The sequence below is a fragment of the Enterobacter cloacae complex sp. HYC003_NIDB genome, assembly GCF_056673375.1.
Map to the genome: position 1 here is coordinate 2,977,448 of NZ_CP114220.1, position 24,109 is coordinate 3,001,556.

23 protein-coding genes are annotated in these 24,109 nt (G+C 55.8%); 8 read left to right on the top strand and 15 right to left on the bottom strand.

What is annotated here, in order from left to right; genetic code table 11:
* Positions 1-97 precede the first annotated feature (97 nt).
* Positions 98-1,321: a peptidase T gene (pepT, locus tag O1722_RS14245; protein ID WP_006809220.1), complete on the bottom strand. Its 1,224-nt coding sequence runs from the start codon at positions 1,319-1,321 to the stop codon at positions 98-100.
* Between the two features lie 237 nt (positions 1,322-1,558).
* On the opposite strand from pepT, the gene potA reads away from it, so the two are divergent.
* Genes potA through potD form a run of 4 tightly spaced genes read left to right on the top strand, consistent with a single transcriptional unit; the run spans position 1,559 to position 5,367 of the window.
* Positions 1,559-2,707: a spermidine/putrescine ABC transporter ATP-binding protein PotA gene (potA, locus tag O1722_RS14250; protein ID WP_165505914.1), complete on the top strand. Its 1,149-nt coding sequence runs from the start codon at positions 1,559-1,561 to the stop codon at positions 2,705-2,707.
* Positions 2,691-3,548 (top strand): spermidine/putrescine ABC transporter permease PotB, encoded by an 858-nt coding sequence (gene potB, locus O1722_RS14255; RefSeq protein ID WP_017693625.1) that lies wholly within the window; start codon positions 2,691-2,693, stop codon positions 3,546-3,548. Before potA ends, potB begins: the two co-directional genes overlap by 17 nt.
* On the top strand, positions 3,545-4,336 hold the full coding sequence (gene potC, locus O1722_RS14260) for a spermidine/putrescine ABC transporter permease PotC (protein ID WP_015570805.1): 792 nt from the start codon (positions 3,545-3,547) through the stop codon (positions 4,334-4,336). The genes potB and potC overlap by 4 nt, the downstream gene beginning before the upstream one ends.
* Positions 4,333-5,367: a spermidine/putrescine ABC transporter substrate-binding protein PotD gene (gene potD, locus O1722_RS14265; RefSeq protein WP_015570806.1), complete on the top strand. Its 1,035-nt coding sequence runs from the start codon at positions 4,333-4,335 to the stop codon at positions 5,365-5,367. The genes potC and potD overlap by 4 nt, the downstream gene beginning before the upstream one ends.
* A gap of 34 nt (positions 5,368-5,401) precedes the next feature.
* Here potD and cobB read toward each other — a convergent pair whose 3' ends face one another.
* Genes cobB through lolC form a run of 5 tightly spaced genes read right to left on the bottom strand, consistent with a single transcriptional unit; the run spans position 5,402 to position 10,341 of the window.
* Positions 5,402-6,223 carry a Sir2 family NAD+-dependent deacetylase gene (gene cobB, locus O1722_RS14270; protein WP_006809226.1) on the bottom strand — a complete coding sequence of 274 codons (822 nt, stop codon included), beginning with the start codon at positions 6,221-6,223 and terminating at the stop codon, positions 5,402-5,404.
* A 14-nt stretch (positions 6,224-6,237) separates the two neighbouring features.
* Positions 6,238-7,149: an N-acetylglucosamine kinase gene (nagK, locus tag O1722_RS14275; protein WP_032670943.1), complete on the bottom strand. Its 912-nt coding sequence runs from the start codon at positions 7,147-7,149 to the stop codon at positions 6,238-6,240.
* Positions 7,150-7,203: 54 nt separating this feature from the next.
* Positions 7,204-8,448, bottom strand: a complete 1,245-nt coding sequence (lolE, locus tag O1722_RS14280; RefSeq protein ID WP_032619921.1) for a lipoprotein-releasing ABC transporter permease subunit LolE — start codon at positions 8,446-8,448, stop codon at positions 7,204-7,206.
* Positions 8,448-9,149 carry a lipoprotein-releasing ABC transporter ATP-binding protein LolD gene (gene lolD, locus O1722_RS14285; RefSeq protein ID WP_015570809.1) on the bottom strand — a complete coding sequence of 234 codons (702 nt, stop codon included), beginning with the start codon at positions 9,147-9,149 and terminating at the stop codon, positions 8,448-8,450. The genes lolE and lolD overlap by 1 nt, the downstream gene beginning before the upstream one ends.
* Positions 9,142-10,341, bottom strand: coding sequence for a lipoprotein-releasing ABC transporter permease subunit LolC (gene lolC / locus O1722_RS14290; RefSeq protein WP_033487228.1), 1,200 nt, complete (start codon positions 10,339-10,341; stop codon positions 9,142-9,144). Before lolC ends, lolD begins: the two co-directional genes overlap by 8 nt.
* 256 nt (positions 10,342-10,597) lie before the next feature.
* Here lolC and O1722_RS14295 point away from each other — a divergent pair, with 256 nt between their 5' ends.
* The 3 genes from O1722_RS14295 (at position 10,598) to ldtC (ending at position 16,646) form a co-directional block, all read left to right on the top strand.
* Positions 10,598-11,671, top strand: coding sequence for an acyltransferase family protein (locus O1722_RS14295; protein ID WP_023296315.1), 1,074 nt, complete (start codon positions 10,598-10,600; stop codon positions 11,669-11,671).
* A gap of 417 nt (positions 11,672-12,088) precedes the next feature.
* On the top strand, positions 12,089-15,535 hold the full coding sequence (gene mfd / locus O1722_RS14300; RefSeq protein ID WP_033487229.1) for a transcription-repair coupling factor: 3,447 nt from the start codon (positions 12,089-12,091) through the stop codon (positions 15,533-15,535).
* Between the two features lie 145 nt (positions 15,536-15,680).
* Positions 15,681-16,646 carry a L,D-transpeptidase LdtC gene (ldtC, locus tag O1722_RS14305; protein WP_017693632.1) on the top strand — a complete coding sequence of 322 codons (966 nt, stop codon included), beginning with the start codon at positions 15,681-15,683 and terminating at the stop codon, positions 16,644-16,646.
* Between the two features lie 77 nt (positions 16,647-16,723).
* On the opposite strand, the gene bhsA is transcribed toward ldtC, so the two are convergent.
* Positions 16,724-16,981 carry a multiple stress resistance protein BhsA gene (gene bhsA / locus O1722_RS14310; RefSeq protein ID WP_006809234.1) on the bottom strand — a complete coding sequence of 86 codons (258 nt, stop codon included), beginning with the start codon at positions 16,979-16,981 and terminating at the stop codon, positions 16,724-16,726.
* A 245-nt stretch (positions 16,982-17,226) separates the two neighbouring features.
* On the opposite strand from bhsA, the gene O1722_RS14315 reads away from it, so the two are divergent.
* Entirely contained in the window at positions 17,227-17,862 is a 636-nt protein-coding gene (locus O1722_RS14315) for a TetR/AcrR family transcriptional regulator (protein ID WP_033487231.1), read from the top strand.
* Between the two features lie 60 nt (positions 17,863-17,922).
* Here the strand turns inward: O1722_RS14315 and O1722_RS14320 are convergent, their stop codons facing one another.
* From O1722_RS14320 to hinT, 8 genes are all read right to left on the bottom strand, one after another.
* Complete coding sequence (locus O1722_RS14320) at positions 17,923-18,462, bottom strand: glycine zipper 2TM domain-containing protein (RefSeq protein ID WP_017384715.1); 540 nt, start codon at positions 18,460-18,462, stop codon at positions 17,923-17,925.
* Between the two features lie 193 nt (positions 18,463-18,655).
* The gene (locus O1722_RS14325; RefSeq protein ID WP_017693633.1) at positions 18,656-19,960 is read right to left on the bottom strand and encodes an NAD(P)/FAD-dependent oxidoreductase; all 1,305 of its coding nucleotides are present in this window, start codon (positions 19,958-19,960) and stop codon (positions 18,656-18,658) included.
* A 236-nt stretch (positions 19,961-20,196) separates the two neighbouring features.
* On the bottom strand, positions 20,197-20,739 hold the full coding sequence (ycfP, locus tag O1722_RS14330) for an alpha/beta hydrolase YcfP (protein ID WP_006809239.1): 543 nt from the start codon (positions 20,737-20,739) through the stop codon (positions 20,197-20,199).
* 31 nt (positions 20,740-20,770) lie between these two features.
* Positions 20,771-21,796: a beta-N-acetylhexosaminidase gene (gene nagZ, locus O1722_RS14335; protein WP_003857934.1), complete on the bottom strand. Its 1,026-nt coding sequence runs from the start codon at positions 21,794-21,796 to the stop codon at positions 20,771-20,773.
* 11 nt (positions 21,797-21,807) lie between these two features.
* Positions 21,808-22,632 (bottom strand): thiamine kinase, encoded by an 825-nt coding sequence (gene thiK, locus O1722_RS14340; RefSeq protein ID WP_017384718.1) that lies wholly within the window; start codon positions 22,630-22,632, stop codon positions 21,808-21,810.
* Positions 22,613-23,257: a penicillin-binding protein activator LpoB gene (lpoB, locus tag O1722_RS14345; RefSeq protein WP_085929697.1), complete on the bottom strand. Its 645-nt coding sequence runs from the start codon at positions 23,255-23,257 to the stop codon at positions 22,613-22,615. The genes thiK and lpoB overlap by 20 nt, the downstream gene beginning before the upstream one ends.
* A gap of 13 nt (positions 23,258-23,270) precedes the next feature.
* A complete protein-coding gene (locus O1722_RS14350; RefSeq protein ID WP_003857939.1) occupies positions 23,271-23,645 on the bottom strand; it encodes a YcfL family putative periplasmic lipoprotein in 375 nt (124 codons plus the stop codon).
* A 1-nt stretch (position 23,646) separates the two neighbouring features.
* Positions 23,647-24,006: a purine nucleoside phosphoramidase gene (gene hinT / locus O1722_RS14355; protein ID WP_006809243.1), complete on the bottom strand. Its 360-nt coding sequence runs from the start codon at positions 24,004-24,006 to the stop codon at positions 23,647-23,649.
* Positions 24,007-24,109 lie beyond the last annotated feature (103 nt).

Sequence of the window (24,109 nt, forward strand, 5' to 3'; positions counted from 1 at the left end):
CTCCCTGTTCATGTGCCGGGTGGCGGCTACGCCTTACCCGGCCTACATATTGCACCCGTAGGCCGGGTAAGGCGTAGCCGCCACCCGGCATAAAACATTACCGCTTCGCGGTTAACTCCGCTATCCGCACGATCACCTGCACCGCTTTCTCCATCCCTTCCAGCGTCACGAATTCATGCTTGCCGTGGTAGTTATATCCACCGGTAAACAGGTTCGGGCACGGCAGGCCCATAAACGACAGCTGTGAACCATCGGTACCGCCACGGATCGGTTTCATCACCGGCTCGATGTCACAATCGCGCATCGCCTGCTGGGCGATATCAAGAATATGCGGATGCTCCATCACCTTATCGCGCATATTGTAATAGCTGTCTTCGATGATGAGTTCAATATAGCAATCCGGATGTAGCCCCTTGCCGACCTTTTTCGCGATCTCCATCATCTTACGTTTGCGTGCTTCAAAGGCTTTGCGGTCGAAATCGCGGACAATATAGTGCATCTGCGCGCTGTCCACGGTCCCCTTGATGCTGGTCAGATGATAAAAACCCTCATACCCTTCCGTCATCTCCGGGCTCTCTTCGGCGGGCACTTCCGCATGAATACGCGCAGCCAGCGACAGCGCATTCACCATCACCCCTTTCGCAGACCCCGGGTGCACGTTGTTCCCAACGATTTTGATCGTCACCGATGCCGCGTTAAAGTTTTCATACTCCAGTTCACCCACGCCGCCACCGTCGACGGTGTAGGCCCACTGCGCGTTAAACGCCTCAACGTCAAAGTGTTTCGCGCCTTTTCCAACCTCTTCATCCGGCGTGAAGGCCACGCGGATATCGCCATGTGGGATATTTTTGCCCTTCAGCACCGCCAGCGCCGTCATGATCTCGGCGATGCCCGCTTTGTCATCGGCCCCCAGCAAGGTTTTGCCGTCAGTGGTGATTAACGTCTGCCCCAGCAGCTGATGCAGTACCGGGAACATCACCGGCGACAGCACTTCGTCGCCAATGCCCAGCGCAATATCACCGCCGCGATAGTTTTCAACAATCTGCGGGTTTACGTGTTTACCGCTAAAATCAGGTGAGGTATCGACATGAGAAATAAAGCCAATTGCCGGGATATCGCCGTCAATATTCGCCGGCAGCGTTCCCATCACGGTCCCTTTTTCGCTGAGCGTGACATCAACCAGCCCCATGGCCTCCAGCTGCTCTTTCAGCAGATTTAGCAGCTTCCACTGGCCTTCGGTGCTTGGCACCTGTCGGACCCCCGGCTTAGATTGGGTATCCAGCGAAACGTAATGTAAGAAACGCTCAAGTAGTTTATCCATGCAGTCACCCTCACTTTTTGTGACAACATTATCATTAAGCAGCAAAACGCAAATATTGCGTCAGGTCACTTTTATCCCGCAAACGAGAACTTTTTACGTTTATATCGTTGTGCGTTAATAAATGTAGCTTATGAATAAGTGAGAAGGATTGGCGATTCAATGGGTTTGCCGTAGAATGTCCGCCCTCATTACGAGTCACCAAGGTGGTTACACACAAACCCCGCTTCAGTCTGCTGCCTGAGGCGTCTATATGGGACAGCGCGAAAATTGAATACACAACCCCGTTCCCTTTCACCGCTGGTGCAACTGGAACGAATTCGTAAAAGTTTCGATGGCAAAGATGTCATTTCCGACCTTAATCTGACCATCAATGACGGTGAGTTTCTCACGCTGCTCGGCCCCTCCGGCTGCGGCAAAACCACCGTCCTGCGCCTTATCGCCGGGCTGGAAAGCGTCGATAACGGCCATATCCATCTTGAGAACCAGGACATAACCCAGGTTCCAGCCGAAGATCGCCACGTCAATACCGTCTTTCAGAGCTATGCCCTGTTCCCGCACATGACCGTGTTTGAGAACGTGGCGTTTGGCCTGCGGATGCAAAAAACACCGGCCAGCGAGATCCCACCTCGGGTTACCGAAGCCCTGCGCATGGTACAGCTGGAGGCGTTCGCCCAGCGCAAGCCGCATCAACTTTCCGGTGGTCAGCAGCAGCGTGTGGCCATTGCCCGCGCCGTGGTCAACAAACCTCGCCTGCTCCTGCTGGATGAATCCCTCTCCGCGCTGGACTACAAGCTGCGCAAGCAGATGCAGAACGAGCTGAAAGCGCTTCAGCGTAAGCTCGGCATCACGTTCGTGTTTGTCACGCACGATCAGGAAGAAGCCCTGACCATGTCAGACCGTATCGTGGTGATGCGCGACGGCAAGATTGAGCAGGATGGCACCCCGCGTGAAATTTACGAAGAGCCGAAAAACCTGTTCGTCGCTAGCTTTATTGGCGAAATCAATATCTTTAACGCCACGGTGATCGAGCATCTGGACGAGCAGCGCGTTCGCGCGAACGTGGAAGGCCGCGAATGCAATATTACCGTCAACTTTGCCGTCGAGAAGGGGCAAAAGCTCAACGTCCTGCTGCGCCCGGAAGATCTCCGCGTTGATGAGATCCACGACACGGCTGACGTCGAAGGTCTGATCGGTTACGTTCGCGAACGCAACTACAAGGGAATGACCCTCGAATCCGTTGTGGAACTGGAAAACGGTAAAATGGTGATGGTCAGCGAGTTCTTTAACGAGGACGATCCGGACTTCGACCACTCGCTGGATCAGAAAATGGTCATCAACTGGGTAGAAAGCTGGGAGGTTGTACTGGCTGATGAAGAACACAAGTAAGTTCCAGAATGTGGTGATTGCCACGATCGTCGGTTGGCTTGTGTTGTTTGTCTTTCTACCCAACCTGATGATCATCGTAACCAGCTTCCTGACCCGCGACGACGCGAACTTCGTCGCGATGGTCTTTACGCTGGACAACTACGCGCGCCTGCTCGATCCGCTCTATTTTGACGTGCTGCTGCACTCGCTCAATATGGCGCTGATTGCTACCCTCGCCTGTCTGGTGCTGGGGTATCCATTCGCCTGGTTCCTGGCCCGCCTGCCGCAAAAAGTACGGCCGCTGCTGCTGTTTTTACTGATTGTACCCTTCTGGACCAACTCGTTAATCCGCATCTACGGGCTGAAAATCTTCCTCAGCACCAAAGGTTATCTGAACGAGTTTCTGCTGTGGCTGGGGGTGATCGAGACGCCGATCCGCATCATGTTCACCCCGGGCGCGGTGATTGTCGGCCTGGTCTATATCCTGCTGCCGTTTATGGTGATGCCGCTCTACTCCAGCATTGAAAAGCTCGATAAACCGCTGCTGGAAGCGGCGAAAGACCTGGGCGCCAGTAAGTTACAAACCTTTGTCCGCATCATTATTCCGCTGACCATGCCGGGTATTATCGCCGGCTGTCTGCTGGTCATGCTGCCTGCGATGGGCCTGTTCTACGTATCGGACCTGATGGGCGGGGCGAAAAACCTGCTGATCGGTAACGTGATTAAGAGCCAGTTCCTGAATATCCGCGACTGGCCGTTCGGCTCGGCCACCAGCATAACGCTGACGGTGGTGATGGGGCTGATGCTGCTGGTTTATTGGCGTGCATCACGCCTGCTGAATAAGAAGGTGGAGCTGGAATGATCGGTCGACTGCTTCGCGGCGGTTTTATGACCGCCATTTATGCGTATCTCTATATTCCGATAATCATTTTGATCGTGAACTCCTTTAACAGCTCACGCTTCGGGATCAACTGGCAAGGGTTTACCACCAAATGGTATGGCCTGCTGATGAACAATGACAGCCTGTTACAGGCCGCTCAGCACTCGCTGACGATGGCGGTATTCTCTGCCACCTTCGCGACGCTGATTGGCTCGCTGACCGCCGTGGCGCTGTACCGCTACCGTTTTCGCGGTAAGCCGTTCGTCAGTGGCATGCTGTTTGTGGTGATGATGTCCCCGGATATCGTGATGGCCATTTCACTGCTGGTGCTGTTTATGCTGCTGGGCGTCCAGCTCGGTTTCTGGTCGCTGCTGTTCTCGCATATCACCTTCTGTCTGCCGTTTGTGGTGGTAACCGTCTACGCGCGTCTGAAAGGGTTCGACGTACGCATGCTGGAAGCGGCGAAAGATCTGGGTGCGAGCGAGATGACCATTCTGCGCAAAATCATTCTGCCGCTGGCGATGCCCGCCGTGGCAGCAGGATGGCTGCTCAGCTTTACCCTGTCGATGGACGACGTGGTCGTGTCCTCCTTCGTCACCGGGCCGAGCTATGAAATTCTGCCGTTGAAGATCTACTCAATGGTTAAAGTCGGTGTTTCACCCGAAGTGAACGCGCTGGCGACTATTCTGTTGGTGTTATCGCTGGTTCTGGTAATTGCCAGCCAGGTTATTGCTCGTGATAAAACAAAATCTCAGGGGACACAGAAATGAAAAAAATGCTTGCCGCTGCGGCACTGGTGCTCGGAATGGGCGCCGCGCATGCTGATGACAGCAAAACGCTCTATTTCTACAACTGGACCGAGTATGTGCCGCCGGGCCTGCTGGAGCAGTTCACCAAAGAGACGGGCATCAAGGTGATCTATTCGACCTACGAGTCGAATGAAACCATGTACGCCAAGCTCAAAACCTATAAAGATGGCGCGTATGACCTGGTGGTGCCGTCGACCTATTTCGTCGACAAGATGCGCAAAGAAGGCATGATCCAGAAGATCGACAAAACGAAGCTAACCAATTTTTCAAACCTCGATCCTGAGATGCTAAACAAGCCGTTCGACCCGAACAACGACTACTCCATTCCGTACATCTGGGGCGCGACGGCAATTGGCGTCAACAGCGATGCCATTGATCCAAAAACGGTTTCATCCTGGGCTGACCTGTGGAAGCCGGAATACAAAAGCAGCCTGCTGTTAACCGACGATGCGCGCGAAGTGTTCCAGGTTGCGCTGCGTAAACTCGGCTATTCCGGTAACACCACCGATCCGAAAGAGATCGAAGCGGCGTATAACGAACTGAAAAAGCTGATGCCAAACGTGGCGGCGTTCAACTCGGATAACCCGGCTAACCCGTATATGGAAGGTGAAGTGAATCTGGGTATGGTCTGGAACGGCTCTGCGTTTGTGGCGCGTCAGGCCGGGACGCCGCTGGAGGTGGTCTGGCCGAAGGAGGGCGGCATCTTCTGGATGGACAGCCTCGCGATCCCGGCGAATGCGAAAAACGTCGAGGGCGCCCTGAAGCTGATCAATTTCCTGCTGCGCCCGGATGTGGCAAAAGAGGTGGCGGAAACCATCGGCTACCCGACGCCAAACCTGGCCGCGCGGAAGCTGCTCAGCCCTGAAGTGGCAAATGATAAATCGCTTTATCCGGACGCTGAAACCATCAGCAAAGGGGAATGGCAGAACGACGTCGGTGACGCGAGCCGCCTGTATGAAGAGTATTATCAGAAGCTAAAAGCAGGCCGTTAATGCGTAACGGGCGACGCAATGTCGCCCGTTACTCTTACAGCCCCTTCAGGAGTTTATCCACAAAGGCTGGCACCACCTCGCTCGCCAGACCGTAATGTTTCTCTTCAAACTCGCTCCCGACCTGGCTTGGCTCCAGATTAAGCTCCACCGTATGGGCACCTTGCAGTCGCGCTTCGTGAACAAATCCTGCCGCCGGATAGACATGTCCTGAGGTACCAATGGCGATAAAGACGTCCGCCATAGCCAGGGCGCTGTAGATCTCATCCATTCCCAGCGGCATTTCGCCAAACCAGACCACATGCGGACGCAGACGCGAAGGGAACTGACAGCAGTGGCAGCGGTCTTCGTCCAGCACGTCCTCTTTCCAGTCCAGCACCTGACCACTCCATGCGCACCGCACCTTGAGCAGTTCGCCGTGCATGTGAATGATGTTGTGGTTTCCGGCCCTTTCGTGAAGATTGTCGATGTTCTGCGTGACCAGCAGAAAACGATCCCCCAGCGCTTCCTCCAGCTTTGCCAGCGCCAGGTGCGCCGCATTCGGTGCAATCTCCGGCTGCTGAAGCTGGCGACGGCGGGCGTTGTAGAACGCCTGCACCAGCGCCGGGTCGCGGGCGAAACCTTCCGGCGTCGCCACATCTTCAACTCGGTGTTCTTCCCACAGTCCGTCCGCCGCGCGGAAGGTCTGAATACCGGATTCGGCGGAGATCCCCGCCCCGGTCAACACCACCACTCTGGGTTTATCCATCGCTTCTGGCATCATCCTGTCTCTGAAAAAGATCCGCTGACGCAGGCGTTCACGTAAGCGGCGTTTATTTTTGCGAAAACGGCTGAGTCGACCCTGGCGACGCGACAGCATAATAACCTCGTAAACTAATCGGTGAGATGAAGGAATGCGGCTCCGCGCATGCCTCCTGCGTCCCCGTGTCGCGCACGCTCAATGCGCGGCACGCGGGCGACCGGCAATAAATGTCGGGGCAGACGCCCGGACAACTGTTCCGTAATCGCAGTGAAATTTGACAGCCCTCCCCCGATCACCAGCAGATCCGGGTCGACGATGGTCAGGATATTCCCCAGGCACACGGCCAGCAGGTCGAGATAGCGTTCAACGTGCTCTCGCGCCTGCGCATCCCCTTGTTCCCACAGGGTAATGATTTGGGGGGCGTCATGTTTCTGATGATAGAAGTGTTCATAAAGCCATGCAAACCCACGGCCTGAAAGGTAACTCTCAATACAGCCGTGCTGACCACAACCGCAGCGGATCAACGGGAAATCACGTCCGACAACATCCAGCGCATCCACCGGCAGACGGATATGACCAAATTCGCCGGTAATGTAGCTGCGCCCGGTAATGGGCTTACCGTTAATGACTATCCCGCCCCCCACGCCGGTTCCGAGGATCAGCCCCATAACCAGCGGATAGCGACGAAACTCGTCGTCCCAGGCCTCTGAGAGAGCAAAACAGTTGGCATCGTTGTCTAAGCGCACGTCGCGCTCAAGGAGAGCAGAAAGATCGGCACGCAGCGGTTTGCCGCTGGCAGCAGGAACGTTGGCGGCATACAGCGTGCCATCGTCGGTTTCGGGCATACCCGGAATACCAATGCCGACGCTGCCTTTGACGCCAAAGCGTTCATCCGCTTGCGCCACCAGCGCGGCAATGGCGGTTAAAAATTCATCGTAGCTTTCGCGCGGCGTGGGTACGCGGGTTTCCCATTGTAGCTTAAGGTCTTTATCGAACACGCCGAGCGCAATCTTGGTGCCGCCAATATCAAATCCGTAATACATGATGCATTCCTCTGTTTGATTCAGCGGCCAAAAGACCGCTAAACCATGACGAAATTACTGGCCACTTAATACCCTCGCCGGATCAATTCGGCTTGCGCGACGCGCCGGATACCAGCTTGCCAGCAGACTCAGTAAAAGTGCTGTCACCAGCACATAAATAACGTCCAGCCAGTGCAGTTCAGACGGCAGGAAGTCAATAAAATAGATATCGCCTGACAGGAACTGATGGCCAATAAGCGCTTCAATTCCGTTAATAATCGGCGTCAGCTGAAGGGAAACCACCACGCCGATCGCCACACCGCAAAGGCTGCCAAACAGCCCCGCCAGCAAACCGTACCAGACGAAGATGGCGCGAATAAGACCGTCTTTCGCCCCTAAGGTACGCAGCACGGCGATGTCGCCGCTCTTATCCTTAACGGCCATGACCAGCGTCGAGACGATATTAAAACACGCCACCCCAATCACCAGCACCATCGCCAGATACATAATCGCGCGGATCATCTGGATATCACGGTACATATACCCGTAAGTGCCGATCCAGCTTTTGATGTAGACATAGTTATTGGTCACGCTGCCAGCGTCACGCACCAGTTTATTGGCGTTGAAGACGTCATTAACCTTAATGGCAATGCCCGTCACGCTGTCGCTCATATCCAGATACTGGCGCGCATCTTCCAGCGGCACCATCGCGAAGCTGTGATCGAGCTGGCCGCTCAGCTGCAAAATACCGGTGACGTGCAGACGTACGCGCTTAGGCTGCTGCAATTTGTGATCAGCGCTGGCGTTCGGGATCATGATCGAGACCCAGTCGCCCTGCTTCACCTTCAGCGCATCGGCAACGCCTTTGCCCATGATGATCTGCTGCTCGCCAGCCTTAAAGTTTGCCCATGCGCCATTTTGCACATAGCGCGGCAGCGCACTCAGACGCTCTTCCTGACGAGGATTTACCCCTTTCACCTGAATGGCGCGCAGGTTTACCCCGCTCTCTACCAGCCCGGTAAAGTTGATGTAAGGTGCAGCCGCCGCAATGCCGGGCACCTTTTCCACTTTGTTAAGGGCATCACGCCAGTTGGACCACGGCTGGTTAGCCGGCTCGATTTCACCGTGGGGGACAACGGCCAGAATGCGGTTATTCAGTTCACGCTCAAAGCCGTTCATGGCGCTTAAGCCCACGATCAACACCGCCACGCCCAGGGCGATACCGATGGTGGAGATCACGGAGATAAGGGATACCATCCCGCTCCGGCGACGACCGCGGCTAAAGCGTAACCCAATGAGTAACGATAACGGTGAAGCCATTACTCCGCTCCCATCAGCGTCAGTTCAGCATTCAGACGACCGTCGCGCATTTCCAGCTGACGCCCCATCCGCTTAGCCAGTTGTAAATCGTGGGTGACCACCAGAAACGCGGTTCCCTGCGCGGCGTTCAGTTCGCCGAGAAGCTGGAAAATACTGTCTGCGTTACGCGCATCGAGGTTACCTGTCGGTTCATCCGCCAGCACCAGGCGCGGGTTGTTGACCAGCGCACGGGCGATGGCCACACGCTGACGCTCACCGCCGGAAAGCTCAGACGGACGGTGATTTCCGCGATGACCCAGCCCTACCGCTTTTAGCATGTCGCTGGCGCGGGCATTAATTTCCGCGGGTTTCTTTTTACCAATCAGCAGCGGCATTGCGACGTTTTCCAGCGCCGTAAAGTCCGGCAGCAGATGGTGGAACTGATAGATAAAGCCCAGCTCGCGGTTACGCAGCTCGGCTTTCGCCGTAGACGACATTTTACTCAGCGGCTGCCCGGAGAAGATCACATCGCCTTCGGTTGGCGTGTCCAGCCCGCCAAGCAGGTGCAGCAACGTACTTTTACCGGAGCCAGAGCTACCGACAATCGCCATCATCTCGCCTTCGCCCACGCTAAAACTCACATTGTGCAACACGTCGGTCTGCACAGTGCCTTCCTGATAGCGTTTGGACAGGTTGTCGCACTGCAACAGGATCTTATTCATAACGTAAAGCCTCAGCGGGTTGAGTGGCGGCAGCCCGCCAGGAAGGATAAAGCGTAGAAAGCAGCGCAATGGCCATCGCGGCCAGCGCAATACCGACCACCTGGAGCGGCTCGATTGCCACCGGCAGCGCCGCGCCATCAAGCAGCGCGCCGATAATCGGCATGAGATTGTTGAGCTGGCTGGCGAGCAGCGCCCCCAGCGCCGCGCCGAGCAGCGCGCCGATGATGCCAGCGCTGGCGCCCTGGACCATAAATACCGCCATGATCTGGCGCGGAGTCAGCCCCTGAGTTTGCAGAATGGCGACTTCGCCTTGCTTCTCCATCACCATCAGCCCGAGCGAGGTGATGATATTAAACGCGGCAACGGCCACGATCAGGCTCAGCAGCAGCCCCATCATGTTTTTCTCCATGCGCACGGCCTGGAACAGTTCGCCCTTCCGGTCGCGCCAGTCCTGCCATTTCGTCCCTTCCGGTAGCATCTGCTGGCTAAGGGTATCCACCTTCAGCGGCGCATCAAGCCACAGACGCCAGCCGGTGATATTCCCCGCGGGGTAGCGCATCAGACGCGAGGCGTCCTGAATGTTCACCAGCATCTGGTAACCATCAACTTCGCTGTTCGCCGCAAACGTGCCAATCACGTTGAACAGGCGCTGGCTTGGCAGACGCCCCATCGGCGTAAACTGACTGGCTGACGGCACCATCACGCGCAGCTGATCGCCACGGTTGACCCCGAGCTGCCCGGCAAGCTGCTCGCCGAGGATGACGTTGTATTTACCCGCTTCCAGGTCGGTTTGTTTCACATTGACCAGGAACGGCGTCAGCGGATCTTTTTGCGCCGGATCGATACCCAGCATCACCCCGACCGCCACGCTACGGGCGCTTTGCAGCACCACATCGCCCGTCGTGAGCGGCGCAACGCGCGTGACACCCTGTAACTTCACCGCGCTTTCCGGCAGCTGTTGCGGGTTAACGGACCCCTGAGTGGAAGAGAGAACGGCCTGCGGCATCAGCCCCAGGATATTGTTTTGCAGCTCGCGCTCGAAGCCGTTCATGACGGAAAGCACCGTCACCAGTGCCATCACGCCAAGCGTAATGCCAATAGTCGAAAGCCAGGAGACAAAGCGACCGAAGCGGTCCGCGGCGCGCCCACGCATGTAACGTAAGCCTATAAAGAGTGCGACAGGTTGATACATGAAATCCGTCTGTTTGCTGATAGCAGACCCACGAGTATATAAGCGAATCCGCTAAGCGTAAATGACTGAAACCGTAAGATTCGGTAATCATTTTTCCGAAAAATTCAGATAAATCATCATGCTACTGACTGAACTTCCGCCAGACAGCCTCCACCTTTTCCGAAAATCGTCCTGATACAGACTGTTACCCGTTACATCAGGGTTTCATTTTACAACAATCGACCTTTCGTTTATGGCAACAAGGTCGTCACGCACAATGAAACAAAAAGCATTATGGATTAACCAGATAAAAGGTCTGTGTATCTGCCTGGTGGTGATTTACCACTCGGTGATCACCTTTTATCCTCACCTGGACGGGCTACAGCATCCGTTATCGGGCCTGCTCGCCAAATGCTGGGTCTACTTTAATCTTTACCTTGCCCCGTTCCGTATGCCGGTGTTTTTCTTTATCTCCGGCTATTTGATCCGTCGATATATTGACGAGGTGAACTGGCGCACCAGTCTCGACAAGCGGATCTGGAGCATTGTCTGGGTTTTGGCCCTGTGGGGCGTCCTGCAATGGCAGGCGCTGACTCATCTGAATGCCTGGCTCGCCCCCGAGCGAGAGCTGGCGACAGCATCCAATGCGGCCTACGCCGATTCCGTTTCAGGGTTTGTACGGGGAATGCTCACGGCCAGCACCAGCCTATGGTATTTGTACGCCTTAGTGGTCTACTTTACGCTCTGTAAGCTGCTGAGCCGCTGGAAACTGCCGATGCTGGGGCTTCTGGCGCTGGCAAGCATCGCCATCAACTTCCTGCCGTTACCGTGGTGGGGAATGAACAGCGTGGTGCGCAACATGGTCTACTACAGCCTCGGCGCATGGTACGGCGCGCAGTTGATGGCGTGGATGAAAGGGATGAATTTGCGCCGCAGCTGGCTGATCCTCATCGCCTCTGGTGCGGTGTCGGTGGTGCTGTGGTTCGCTAACGTCCCTCTGCCGCTCTCTCTGCTGTCAATCGTGGTTATCATGAAGCTCTTTTACAGCTTCGAGCAGCGTTATGCCGTTCATCCCAATAACCTGCTGAACGTCATCGGTTCAAACACCATCGCGATATATACCACCCACCGCATTTTAATCGAGGCATTTAGCCTGCTCCTGATCCGCGAAATGAATGCGGCGTACTGGCCGATCTGGGCGGAGTTAACGCTGATTCTGGTTTATCCATTTATCAGCCTGCTCGTCTGCACGCTGGTTGGGCTGGGGGCACGTAAGCTCTCGACCGCCCTCTTTGGCGATCTTTTCTTCTCCCCTCCCGCGCGGCTTTCGCCCGTGCCCACGACCCGCTAACTAACCCTGTCCCATACGGGCTACAAAATAAGGCCTGCACAGACGGCTCCCGGCGGTAAATCGTCGCTTCGCGATACCCTCGGCTTATTCCTTCCGGCTATCGGGTCGGGCATGAGCCTGCATCCATGCAGGCCACGCCCTCTCGGCGCATCCCTGCGCCTCGCCCCGGCCTTCAGGAAACGCCTCAGCGATTTACAGCCGGACCAGGGCATCGCTGAAAGCCCTCAGTTAGTCTGAAGACAACGTTATTGCTTCTGCTTTCAAATTACTGAGGAACCCTCTACCCATCCGGGGGCACTTTCCCTCTTGTGCGGTTACGATTTGCTTATGTAAAACGATCGAGGATAATAAAGACATTGCGTATCAGTGATATGCCCCAATACTGTTGGTATATCCCCAAGAGACTCTGACATAGCCATGCCTGAACACTATCGTTACTCCTTGCCTGTCAAAGCGGGCGACCAGCGCCAGCTGGGCGAACTCACGGGCGCGGCCTGCGCCACCCTGGTGGCGGAAATTGCTGAGCGGCATCCTGGGCCGGTGGTGCTGGTTGCCCCGGACATGCAAAACGCCCTGCGCCTGCACGATGAAATTCGTCAGTTCACCGACAGTCTGGTATTCAGCCTGGCCGACTGGGAAACGCTTCCCTACGACAGTTTTTCTCCGCACCAGGAGATCATCTCTTCACGCCTGTCGACGCTGTATCAGCTTCCCACCATGCAGCGCGGCGTGCTGATTGTACCGGTGAATACGCTGATGCAGCGCGTCTGTCCGCACAGCTATTTGCACGGCCATGCGCTGGTGATGAAAAAAGGCCAGCGCCTGTCGCGCGATGCCCTGCGCGTGCAGCTGGACGGAGCCGGCTATCGACATGTCGACCAGGTGATGGAGCACGGCGAATACGCGACGCGCGGTGCGCTGCTGGATCTCTATCCGATGGGCAGCGATCGGCCATATCGTCTGGATTTCTTTGATGATGAGATCGACAGCCTGCGCGTGTTCGACGTTGACACCCAGCGCACGCTGGAGGAAGTGGACTCCATTAACCTACTGCCCGCCCATGAGTTCCCGACGGATAAAACCGCCATCGAGCTGTTCCGCAGCCAGTGGCGCGACAGGTTCGACGTGAAGCGCGATGCCGAACATATCTACCAGCAAGTCAGCAAGGGCACCCTTCCGGCAGGGATCGAGTACTGGCAGCCCCTGTTCTTTAACGAACCGCTGCCGGCGCTGTTCAGCTACTTCCCGGCGAATACGCTGATTGTTAACACCGGGGATATCGACGCCAGTGCCAGCCGCTTTGAAAGCGAAACGCGCGCCCGCTTTGAAAACCGGGGCGTTGACCCGATGCGTCCGCTGCTGCCGCCGGAAATGCTGTGGCTACGTACCGACGAGCTCAACGCCGAGCTGAAACGCTGGCCGCGCATGCAGCTCAAAACCGACGCGCTTGCCGAGAAGGCGGCGAACACCAATCTCGCGTTCCGGACGCTGCCTGACCTGGCCGTTCAGGCGCAGCAGAAATCCCCCCTTGATAATCTGCGTAAGTTTCTTGAGTCCTTCACCGGGCCGGTGGTCTTCTCCGTTGAAAGTGAGGGTCGCCGTGAAGCGCTGGGCGAACTGCTGGGACGGATCAAAGTTGCGCCGAAGCGCATTCTTCGCCTGAGCGAAGCGACCGGAAATGGCCGTTACCTGATGATCGGCGCCGCCGAGCACGGATTCATTGATACGCTCAATAACCTGGCGTTGATTTGTGAAAGCGACCTGCTGGGCGAGCGCGTCGCGCGCCGTCGTCAGGACAGCCGTCGCACCATCAACCCGGACACCCTGATCCGTAACCTGGCCGAACTGCACCCCGGTCAGCCGATCGTTCACCTGGAACACGGGGTGGGTCGCTATCAGGGGATGACCACCCTCGAAGCAGGCGGCATCAAAGGTGAATACCTGATGCTGACCTACGCCAACGACGCCAAACTGTACGTGCCGGTGTCGTCCCTGCACCTGATCAGTCGCTACGCCGGGGGCGCGGAAGACAACGCGCCGCTGCATAAGCTGGGCGGCGATGCCTGGGCGCGTGCGCGCCAGAAGGCAGCGGAAAAAGTGCGCGACGTGGCCGCCGAGCTGCTGGATATTTACGCCCAGCGTGCGGCCAAAGAGGGCTATGCGTTTAAGCATGATAAAGAGCAGTATCAGCTGTTCTGCGACAGCTTCCCGTTTGAAACTACGCCGGATCAGGCCCAGGCCATTAACGCCGTGCTGAGCGACATGTGCCAGCCGCTGGCCATGGACCGCCTGGTCTGCGGTGACGTGGGCTTCGGCAAAACCGAAGTGGCGATGCGTGCCGCCTTCCTGGCGGTGGAAAACAACAAGCAGGTGGCGGTGCTGGTGCCGACTACCCTCCTCGCCCAGCAGCACTTCGACAACTTCCGCGACCGCTTCGCCAACTGGCCGGTGCGCATTGAGATGCTGTCGCGTTTTCGCAGCGCCAAAGAGCAGACGCAAATCCTGGAACAGGCAAGCGAAGGCAAAATTGATATTCTGATCGGCACTCACAAGCTGCTGCAAAGCGACGTGAAGTGGAAAGATCTGGGGCTGCTGATCGTGGATGAAGAGCACCGCTTCGGGGTGCGCCATAAAGAGCGCATCAAAGCGATGCGCGCCGACGTCGACATTCTGACCCTGACCGCAACGCCGATCCCGCGCACCCTGAACATGGCGATGAGCGGCATGCGCGATCTGTCGATAATCGCCACCCCACCGGCGCGCCGTCTGGCGGTGAAAACCTTTGTTCGCGAGTACGACAATCTGGTGGTGCGCGAGGCGATCCTGCGCGAAGTGCTGCGCGGCGGCCAGGTGTATTACCTGTATAACGACGTTGAAAATATTCAGAAAGCCGCCGACAGGCTGGCAGAGCTGGTACCGGAAGCGCGCATCGCCATTGGTCACGGCCAGATGCGCGAGCGCGAGCTGGAGCGGGTGATGAACGATTTCCACCACCAGCGTTTCAACGTGCTGGTGTGTACCACCATCATTGAGACCGGGATCGACATTCCAACGGCGAACACCATCATTATCGAACGTGCGGATCACTTCGGTCTGGCCCAGCTGCACCAGCTGCGCGGGCGCGTCGGGCGCTCGCACCATCAGGCCTACGCCTGGCTGCTGACGCCGCATCCGAAGGCGATGACCACCGACGCGCAAAAGCGTCTGGAAGCTATCGCCTCGCTGGAAGATCTGGGCGCTGGCTTTGCGCTGGCGACCCACGACCTGGAGATCCGCGGCGCCGGTGAGCTGCTGGGTGAAGACCAGAGCGGCTCCATGGAAACCATCGGTTTCTCGCTGTATATGGAGCTGCTGGAAAATGCCGTCGATGCGCTTAAAGCCGGACGTGAACCGTCTCTGGAAGATCTCACCAGCCAGCAGACCGAAGTGGAACTGCGCATGCCTTCTCTGCTGCCGGATGATTTTATTCCTGACGTGAATACCCGTCTGTCGTTCTACAAACGCATTGCCAGCGCGAAAAGCGAAGGCGAGCTGGAAGAGATCAAAGTCGAACTGATTGACCGTTTTGGGATATTGCCCGATGCGGCGCGCAACCTGCTGGATATTGCCCGCCTGCGTCAGCAGGCGCAGAAGCTGGGCATTCGCAAACTTGAAGGCAATGAGAAAGGCGGCGTCATTGAGTTTGCCGAGAAGAACCACGTCGATCCGATGTGGCTGATTGGCCTCCTGCAAAAACAGCCGCAGCATTTCCGTCTTGATGGCCCGACGCGTCTGAAATTTACTCAGGATCTGACGGAACGTAAAACCCGCATGGACTGGGTGCGTAACTTTATGCGTCAGCTGGAAGAGAACGCCATCGCATAATGGTATCCCCCGCCAGCGCCCGGCTGGCGGGGGGACAATTTACAAACTCTTTGCACTTCGCCCGAACTTCCCGACTATACATTCGCCATAATTATGATTAACGCCTTATAAAACAATAACCTTATCATTTGTATGGATTATGATAATGATGATTTCTTCGCGTTTTACCCGCTGGTTAACTCTGTTTGCGCTGGCCGCGACGGTTGCCGTCGCGCTCCCTGCTCGTGCCAATACCTGGCCTCTTCCGCCTGCCGGCAGCAATGTCGTAGGTGAAAACCGCTTTCACGTGGTTGAAAACGATGGCGGTTCGCTGGAAGCGATTGCCAAAAAATATAACGTCGGGTTCCTGGCGCTGTTGCAGGCCAACCCGGGCGTAGATCCATACGTGCCCCGTGCAGGCAGCGTACTGACGATTCCGCTGCAAACCATCCTGCCGGACGCGCCGCGTCAGGGCATTGTGATTAACCTCGCCGAGCTGCGTCTGTATTACTACCCGCCGGGCAAGAACGAAGTGACCGTCTACCCTATCGGTATTGGTCAGCTGGGGGGCGATACGCTCACGCCTACCATGATCACCACCGTCTCTGATAAGCGCGCTAATCCAACCTGGACCCCGACGGCAAACATTCGCGCCCGTTATAAAGCTCAAGGTATCGACCTGCCTGCCGTGGTGCCTGCTGGCCCGGATAATCCGATGGGGCACCATGCGATTCGCCTGGCGGCATACGGTGGGGTTTATCTTCTGCACGGAACGAATGCGGATTTCGGGATCGGGATGCGCGTCAGCTCCGGCTGCATTCGCCTGCGCGATGACGATATCAAAACGCTCTACCGCGTGATCGCCCCTGGCACGAAAGTGAATATCATTAATACGCCGATTAAAGTGTCTGAAGAGCCGGGTGGCGTTCGTCTGGTTGAGATCCACCAGCCGCTATCGAAAAACATCAATGACGATCCGCAGACGCTGCCGATTAATCTGAATGCCTCGATGGTGAGCTTTAAAACGAATGCCAATACCGATGGCGCGGTGATGGAGCGGGCGATGGAAGCGCGCTCGGGGATGCCAACCGATGTCACGCGGCATCATGAGGTTGCTCAGCAATCAATGTAAAGCAGTAATAACGACAAACGCCCTGCATCAGCAGGGCGTTTTTTATTGCAGTGGCATAACGGAGGGTTGCGTTACGCTTATTTGTAGATAACAGCGGTACCGTGCAGGGTGTTAGGACCGGTCACAGAGGTGATGCGGAATGATTTCGCACCCATTTCGTCAGCTTTTTGTGCCAGCTGATCTTCCAGAGAGCCCAGATTAGTCCCGGCAGTGGCAGAGATGGTACCGACTTTCTGCTGGTCTGCTGGCGTGGATTGCACTTCAACAGCAGCGAAGCTTGCGAAAGAGAGTGAACTCAGAACGGCGGCAGCGATGAGGGTTTTAACGTTTTTCATGATTTTATACCTTTAGGCAGATGATGTAGTGGTCGTTAGTTATTTAGTTAACGATCGATAGGTAAATGATAGATGTGATCCAGGTCACACGTCAACCCATTTTTATAATGGTCGTTAAATTAATTTCATTTGCCTTATATTTCATAAAGATAAAATTAAATTATTTTTCAGAAATCACCGCTGGTCGTTGCAGACGTTTATTTTTATAATGACTATTCAACAAAACAACAGAGGACCAACGGCACATGACAACCGATGTTACGCGTTGCGCGAAGAAAAGCCGTGGCCGACCAAAAGTGTTCGACAGGGATGCGGCGCTCGATAAGGCCATGACGCTCTTCTGGCAGCATGGGTATGAAGCTACGTCGCTTTCCGATCTCGTGGAAGCAACGGGCGCGAAAGCCCCTACCCTGTACGCAGAGTTCACCAACAAAGAAGGCTTATTCCGGGCCGTTCTGGACAGATACATCTCGCGCTTCGCGGCAAAACATGAAGCCCAGCTGTTCTGCGAAGAAAAAACGGTTGAGCAGGCATTGCAGGATTATTTCACGGCAATCGCGACCTGCTATACCAGCAAGGACACGCCTGCGGGCTGTTTTATGATCAACACCTCCGCGACCCTCGCGGCATCGTCTAAAGAGATTGCCAACACGGTCAAATCGCGACATGCGATGCAGGAGGAGACGCTCAGCACGTTTCTGGCTCAGCGTCAGCAGCGCGGCGAAATACCGGCGCATTGCCGTCCGCAGGAGCTTTCCCAGTATCTGAGCTGTATTTTACAGGGGATGTCCATCAGCGCCCGTGAAGGCGCGACGCTGGAAAAATTGCAGGGGATTACGCAAACAACGCTGCGCCTGTGGCCTGAACTTCTTAAACTCTGACGCAAAAAAAAAGCTCCTCAGCCTGAGCGCATGAGGAGCTAAGTTCAGAGAACATCTTTTTTACACTTTGTTATTCAGTATCAGCTGACCGTTGCTGTCGAGAGGGATCTGCGTGCCAGGATCTTTATCCATGCGGATTTTGCCCTGCTGATCGCCAATTTTGTAGGTTACGTCGTAGCCCAACATTTTTTCAGACTTGTCATACACGGTTTTACAGCGCTGCTGCGTTGTGGTGTAGGTATCATTTTCCTGCATCGCGCCCTGTACCTGGTTACCGGCATAACCGCCACCCAGCGCACCAACCACCGTCGCGACATCCTTACCACGGCCGCCACCAAACTGATGACCAATCACCCCACCAGCAACCGCGCCCAGCACGGAGCCAGCGATACGGTTTTCATCCTGAACCGGACGACGATGGGTGACAGAAACATTACGGCACTCCTGACGAGGCGTCTTGACCGTCTCTTTGATCGGTGTAGCGGAAACCACCTGCGCATACTGCGGGCCACGATCAAGTACGTTCAGACTGGCAACGGCAGCCACACCTAACGCAGCTGCGACGCCAATCCCTATACCCGCCAACATTGATTTATTCACGGGACTTCCTCCTTTGTTGCAATTGGTAGCAATTTTGCAGCGCAATAAACGCTTCGCCAATAAGATAAAGGATCAAAATCAGGGCTGTTGACCGGGACAACGTGGGTTTAAGAGAACTCTTAAGCGTCAGGAGGGAAATGCACAGCATGATGTGCTAAGAATTCCCTCCGGAGGGCCCGGAGGGAGAGAGAAATTAGTGCAGCTTCAGGCGTGGACGGATCACGCGGTTGATGCGGCCAACCAGCATCATCAGGCCGGTTTTGAAGTAGCCGTGCAGCGCAATCTGGTGCATACGGTACAGAGAAATGTACACGAAGCGGGCGATGCGCCCTTCCACCATCATGGAACCGCGCATCAGGTTACCCATCAGGCTGCCCACGGTGGAGAAGTTTGAGAGCGACACCAGAGAGCCGTGGTCTTTGTAGACATAGGCTTTCATCGGTTTGCCTTTCATCTGCGCCAGGATGTTATGCAGCACGAGGCTTGCCATCTGGTGCGCGGCCTGAGCGCGAGGCGGTACAAATCCGCCTTCCGGACGTGCGCAGGAGGCACAGTCGCCAATGGCGAAGATGTCCGGATCGCGCGTGGTTTGCAGCGTCGGCTCTGTCACCAGCTGGTTAATGCGGTTCGTCTCCAGCCCACCGATATCTTTCATGAAATCAGGCGCTTTGATCCCCGCAGCCCAAACCATCAGGTCGGCCTGGATATATTCGCCGTCTTTGGTATGCAGGCCGCCCTCATCCGCGCTGGTCACCATGGTCTGGGTCAGCACGCGCACGCCCAGTTTGGTCAGCTCGTTGTGCGCCGCGCCGGAAATACGCGGCGGCAGCGCAGGCAGAATACGTTCACCTGCTTCCACCAGCGTCACATTCAGCGCTTCGTTAGTCAGCCCTTTGTAGCCGTAGCTGTGCAGCTGTTTGACCGCATTGTGCAACTCCGCCGATAATTCAACGCCCGTTGCGCCGCCGCCCACGATAGCAATGTTGACCTTGCCGTTAGCACCCATGTTATTGGTGTACTTCAGGAACAGGTTAAGCATCTCCTGATGGAAACGACGCGCCTGATGCGGGTTATCCAGGAAGATGCAGTGCTCTTTTACGCCTGGGGTGTTGAAATCATTGGAGGTACTGCCCAGGGCCATCACCAGCGTGTCATAGGCCAGCTTGCGCTCAGGAACCAGCAACTCGCCTTTATCATCACGCAGCTCAGCCAGCGTGATGGTTTTGTTTTCACGATTGATATCCACCACCGAACCCAGCTGGAACTGGAAGTGGTGGTTACGCGCATGCGCCAGATAGCTCAGCGCATCCACGCCCTCATCCAGCGACCCGGTCGCCACTTCGTGCAGTAACGGCTTCCACAGATGACTGTGGTTACGATCCACCAGCGTGATTTTGGCTTTCTTACCGCGACCCAGCTTCTTACCCAGCTGTGTCGCCAGCTCCAGTCCGCCAGCACCACCGCCGACAATCACTATCTTTTTCAATGGCGTAGTCAACGTGACCCCCTCAAATTATTAACCAATTGTTAATTAAAAGTTATAGAAATAACCCTTAATTAACAACAGGTTACTGCGCTGAAACCATTCAGATTCATTGAGAATAGCACGTCAGGCGCATTGGTCATACCAAAATTGATATGTATCAAGTTTTGATGGTTTAAAAGTAGACAACTCTGACAAAAAAGAGGCCCGGTACGCTTTCACGTACCGGGCCTTTATCAGGTTCAGGGAGATCAGCCCAGCGTTTTAAAGGCTTTAATACGCTGCAAGTGCGGGGAAATGTTTTTGAACTTGTGGGTCTGCTCTTCGTCCCAGACAATTTCGTAGTAATGGTGCAGAAGCTCGGCGGCGCGGGAGCTGTTCAGCGCTTCATCGTTGCGGGAGAGGATCACAAGACACCGATCGCGGTTCTTTTCACGGAAATTGCTCACGCATTTAGTTGCGATGTCGGCGTACTCCTCCGGGCGATCGATTTTGCCTTCCATGTTTTCGTTCGGAAAGAGGTTAGGATTAAAAATGACCTGACGGATATCGCACAAAAAACCGATGCGCTCTGCCCAGTATCCTCCTAACCCCACGCCGCAGATCAGCGGGCGATCGTCGATATTGAGCTGCAACATTTTATCCACTTCTTTAAGCAGATGCTGCATGTCATGCTTCGGATGACGTGTGCTGTAACTGATCAGCCGGACATCCGGATCGATAAACTGCAATTGCAGCACTTTCTCATGATTACCAGGACTGTTTGAGTCAAAACCGTGTAAATAAATGATCATCGTCTCACCACGCTACGCCTTCCGGGATGAATTAAAGGGCTGCTTTATGTGCCTGCCAGCGCTCGTTCAGGGCTTCAAGCCGGGCGTTTACCGTTTTCCAGCGCGCCGAGTCCATCAGCTCCTGACGACTAAATGAACCTTTATGATACAATTGTGTAACACGTTCAGCATTGATCGGCGACAGGTTATCCAGCACGCTCACCGCCCCTTTACGATTATTGCAGACGAGGATCATATCGCAACCCGCATCCAGCGAAGCCTGCCCACGTTCGGCATAGCTTCCCATGATCGCCGCCCCTTCCATGGATAAATCGTCAGAGAAAATTACGCCATTGAAGCCTAATTCCTGACGCAGCACGGTTTTAAGCCAGTGCGGAGAGCCGCTGGCCGGACGCGGATCGACCTCACTGTAGATGACGTGCGCAGGCATGATGGCATCCAGCTTGTTATCAGCGATCAGCGAGCGGAAAACCGACATGTCTTTAGCGCGAATGTCTGCTTCCGGGCGCGGATCACGCGGGGTTTCTTTATGGGAATCCGCCGTCACCGCCCCGTGGCCCGGGAAATGTTTGCCGGTGGTTTTCATGCCCGCAGCATGCATACCGTCAATAAAGCGCGTCGCCATTGCCAGCGCAATACGCGGATCGTCATGATACGAACGCTCACCAATTGCCGCGCTAATGTGTCCTACGTCCAGCACCGGGGCGAAGCTGATGTCGATATCCATGGCGATCATCTCGCTGGCCATCAGCCAGCCGGCGTCCTGCGCCAGTTGACCGCCCTCTTCGATCCCCAGCAGCGCAGCAAAAGATTGCGCGGCGGGTAAACGGGTAAACCCTTCGCGGAAACGCTGCACACGCCCACCTTCCTGGTCTACGGCCACCACCAGGTGATTGCGCGACGCCGCACGGATCTGGCGAACCAGCTCACGCAACTGCTCCGGATCATGATAATTGCGGGTGAAAAGAATCAGCCCCCCTACCAGCGGATGCGCCAGAATTTCGCGCTCTTCCGCATCCAGCTCAAACCCTTCGACATCCAACATTACTGGACCCACACCTACCTCTCTTATCCTTTCGTTTGTAACTGACGCCAGGCATCATTTGCCAGCGCAATAAATTGTTTGTCATCTGTCTGCTGAAGGCGCATTTCAAACCATCCCGCCATCAGCATCAACACCCACGGACGCCAGCGCGCGACCTGCCGCGCAAGGGTGAGCGCATTGATGTTGGCGTTTCGGGCATAGGCGGTTATCAGCTGCTCGCGCGACGCCTCATCAGGCATCCAGACCGCAGCGAGTTCGAGCGCCACGTCACCGTCTCCGGCATATTCCCAGTCGATAAGTTTCTCGCCTGCCGTGGTATGAACGATATTACCCGCGTGGACATCCATATGCAGCGGCGCCAGACGTAACGCCTGCGGCTCTCCCGCTCTGCGTAGCCGCTTAAGCTGCGCCAGCCAGTAGGGCGTGCGTCGTCCAGGCGCAGCCTGCTGCCAGTAGTGATCCAGCAAAGGAAGTAACGTTACCCGCCAGCCCAGACGCGGCTGGCGATGCAGATGATACAGCATGGCTGCAAGCGCAGGCGTATCGGGAAGCTCGCTTTTGATCTCACCCGCAATAAACGCCACCGCCATCCAGTCTCTGATAAAGAGATGAGGTTGTGGCGCAAGGTCGGCGGGCAGGCGCTTCAGGGCGCGGAACTGGCGACGAAAATGGGAGGCAGGCGCGGCGGCATCGTGATGCTGACGTAAAACCAGCCGATGGTCGCCACGCTCAATAATGCAACTCGCGCCGCCAAGCCCGGCGGGGGCTTGCGGCGCGATAACACGGTACTGAGGGAAATAACGCGTCAGGACGTCATGACGCGTGCGCTTATTGTTGCGTAACGGCACCTTTACCTGACCAGATAATTTCGCCGGTCTGAACCAGCATTAACTGCATCTGCAACGACGGCGTGTTCACGTTGCCTGTCGCGTTAGAATAAAGGACATACTGCGCGCCAACGTTGCGGGCAATACCAATCGCTTTACTGCGCGAACCCAGGCTGTCCTGAGGCGACAGACCAAGCTGCTGCTTGGCGACCGCGAGCTGCTGAGCTGATACCAGCGTAAATTTACCGTTGTTTGCCAGCGCGTTGCGCAGGGTTTCCGTCGCTTCTCCCGCATTCAGGGAACCGTTTGTACGGTTGTTCACGCTGTCCACCAGCAGCACGCTGCCGGGCGTAACGCCCTGTGCCTGCAACATTTTGCCCACCATCGGCTGCATCGCGCCGTTCCAGTCATAGTGGCGTACTCGCGGCGCAGGCTGTGCGGTGTCGTCCGGATGTTCGATCGGGCCAGGCTGCGCCGGAATGGTCGGTACAGACGGCACGGTTGGAACAGGCTGCGCTGGCGTTGTTGGCTGTTCCGTTCCCGGCTTCGCCTGATCTACCGGTGCTGGCTCTTCCGTTCGCGTCACACAACCCGCCAGAAAGAGTGCAAAGGCACTCAGGAGCGCATAACGGCTCATTGTTTTAATCAAGGTTCACTCCTTACAAATAAAGATAAAGTCTCACCTTATGTGCACCCAGATAGCTGGCGCTGCCGTAGAGCGTGACCGACGATCTTGCCGGGATGGTCACGCTGCGCGGCGCCTCAAGCGGGTGCATCTCAAGACCTCTCACGTCATACCAGTAGAAGCGATAATGCACAGTCACTGGCTCTTGCCTTTCGTTATAGAGCGTAGAGGAGGCTGAAGACTGGATTTCGCTTATGGTCAGCGAAGGTTTCTCCGCCGTGATGCCCGCAGCAAGCACTGAGGACTCCATCACCAGCGTCTGTTCTTCACTGACCGGGATGGCGGGACGCGCGCTGCACCCAACCATTACCAGCGTCACGATCAGCGCTGCAATACGCCCAGTTAACATATTAAAGACCTTTATGTGCCAGCATCGGTCCCAGTGGACGTCCACCCAGCAGATGCATATGAATATGATAGACTTCCTGGCCGCCATGGCGATTACAGTTCATGATCAGACGGTATCCGTCTTCAGCAATCCCTTCCTGCTCAGCGATTTTCGCGGCTACCGTAAGCATACGGCCCAGCGCCACTTCATGCTCGGTTTTAACGTCATTCACGGTCGGGATCAGAATATTGGGAATAATAAGGATGTGCGTCGGCGCCTGGGGAGAAATGTCGCGGAAAGCCGTGACCAGTTCATCCTGATAGACAATATCCGACGGAATTTCGCGGCGGATAATTTTACTGAAAATCGTTTCTTCAGCCATGACCTTTTCCTTTTAAGTTTAATCTGGCGTCGTGCGTCCGTTGTTAACACACATTGTCTGATTTACTGCGTGACACAAGACAAGAGTATGAGCGAGTTTCTCC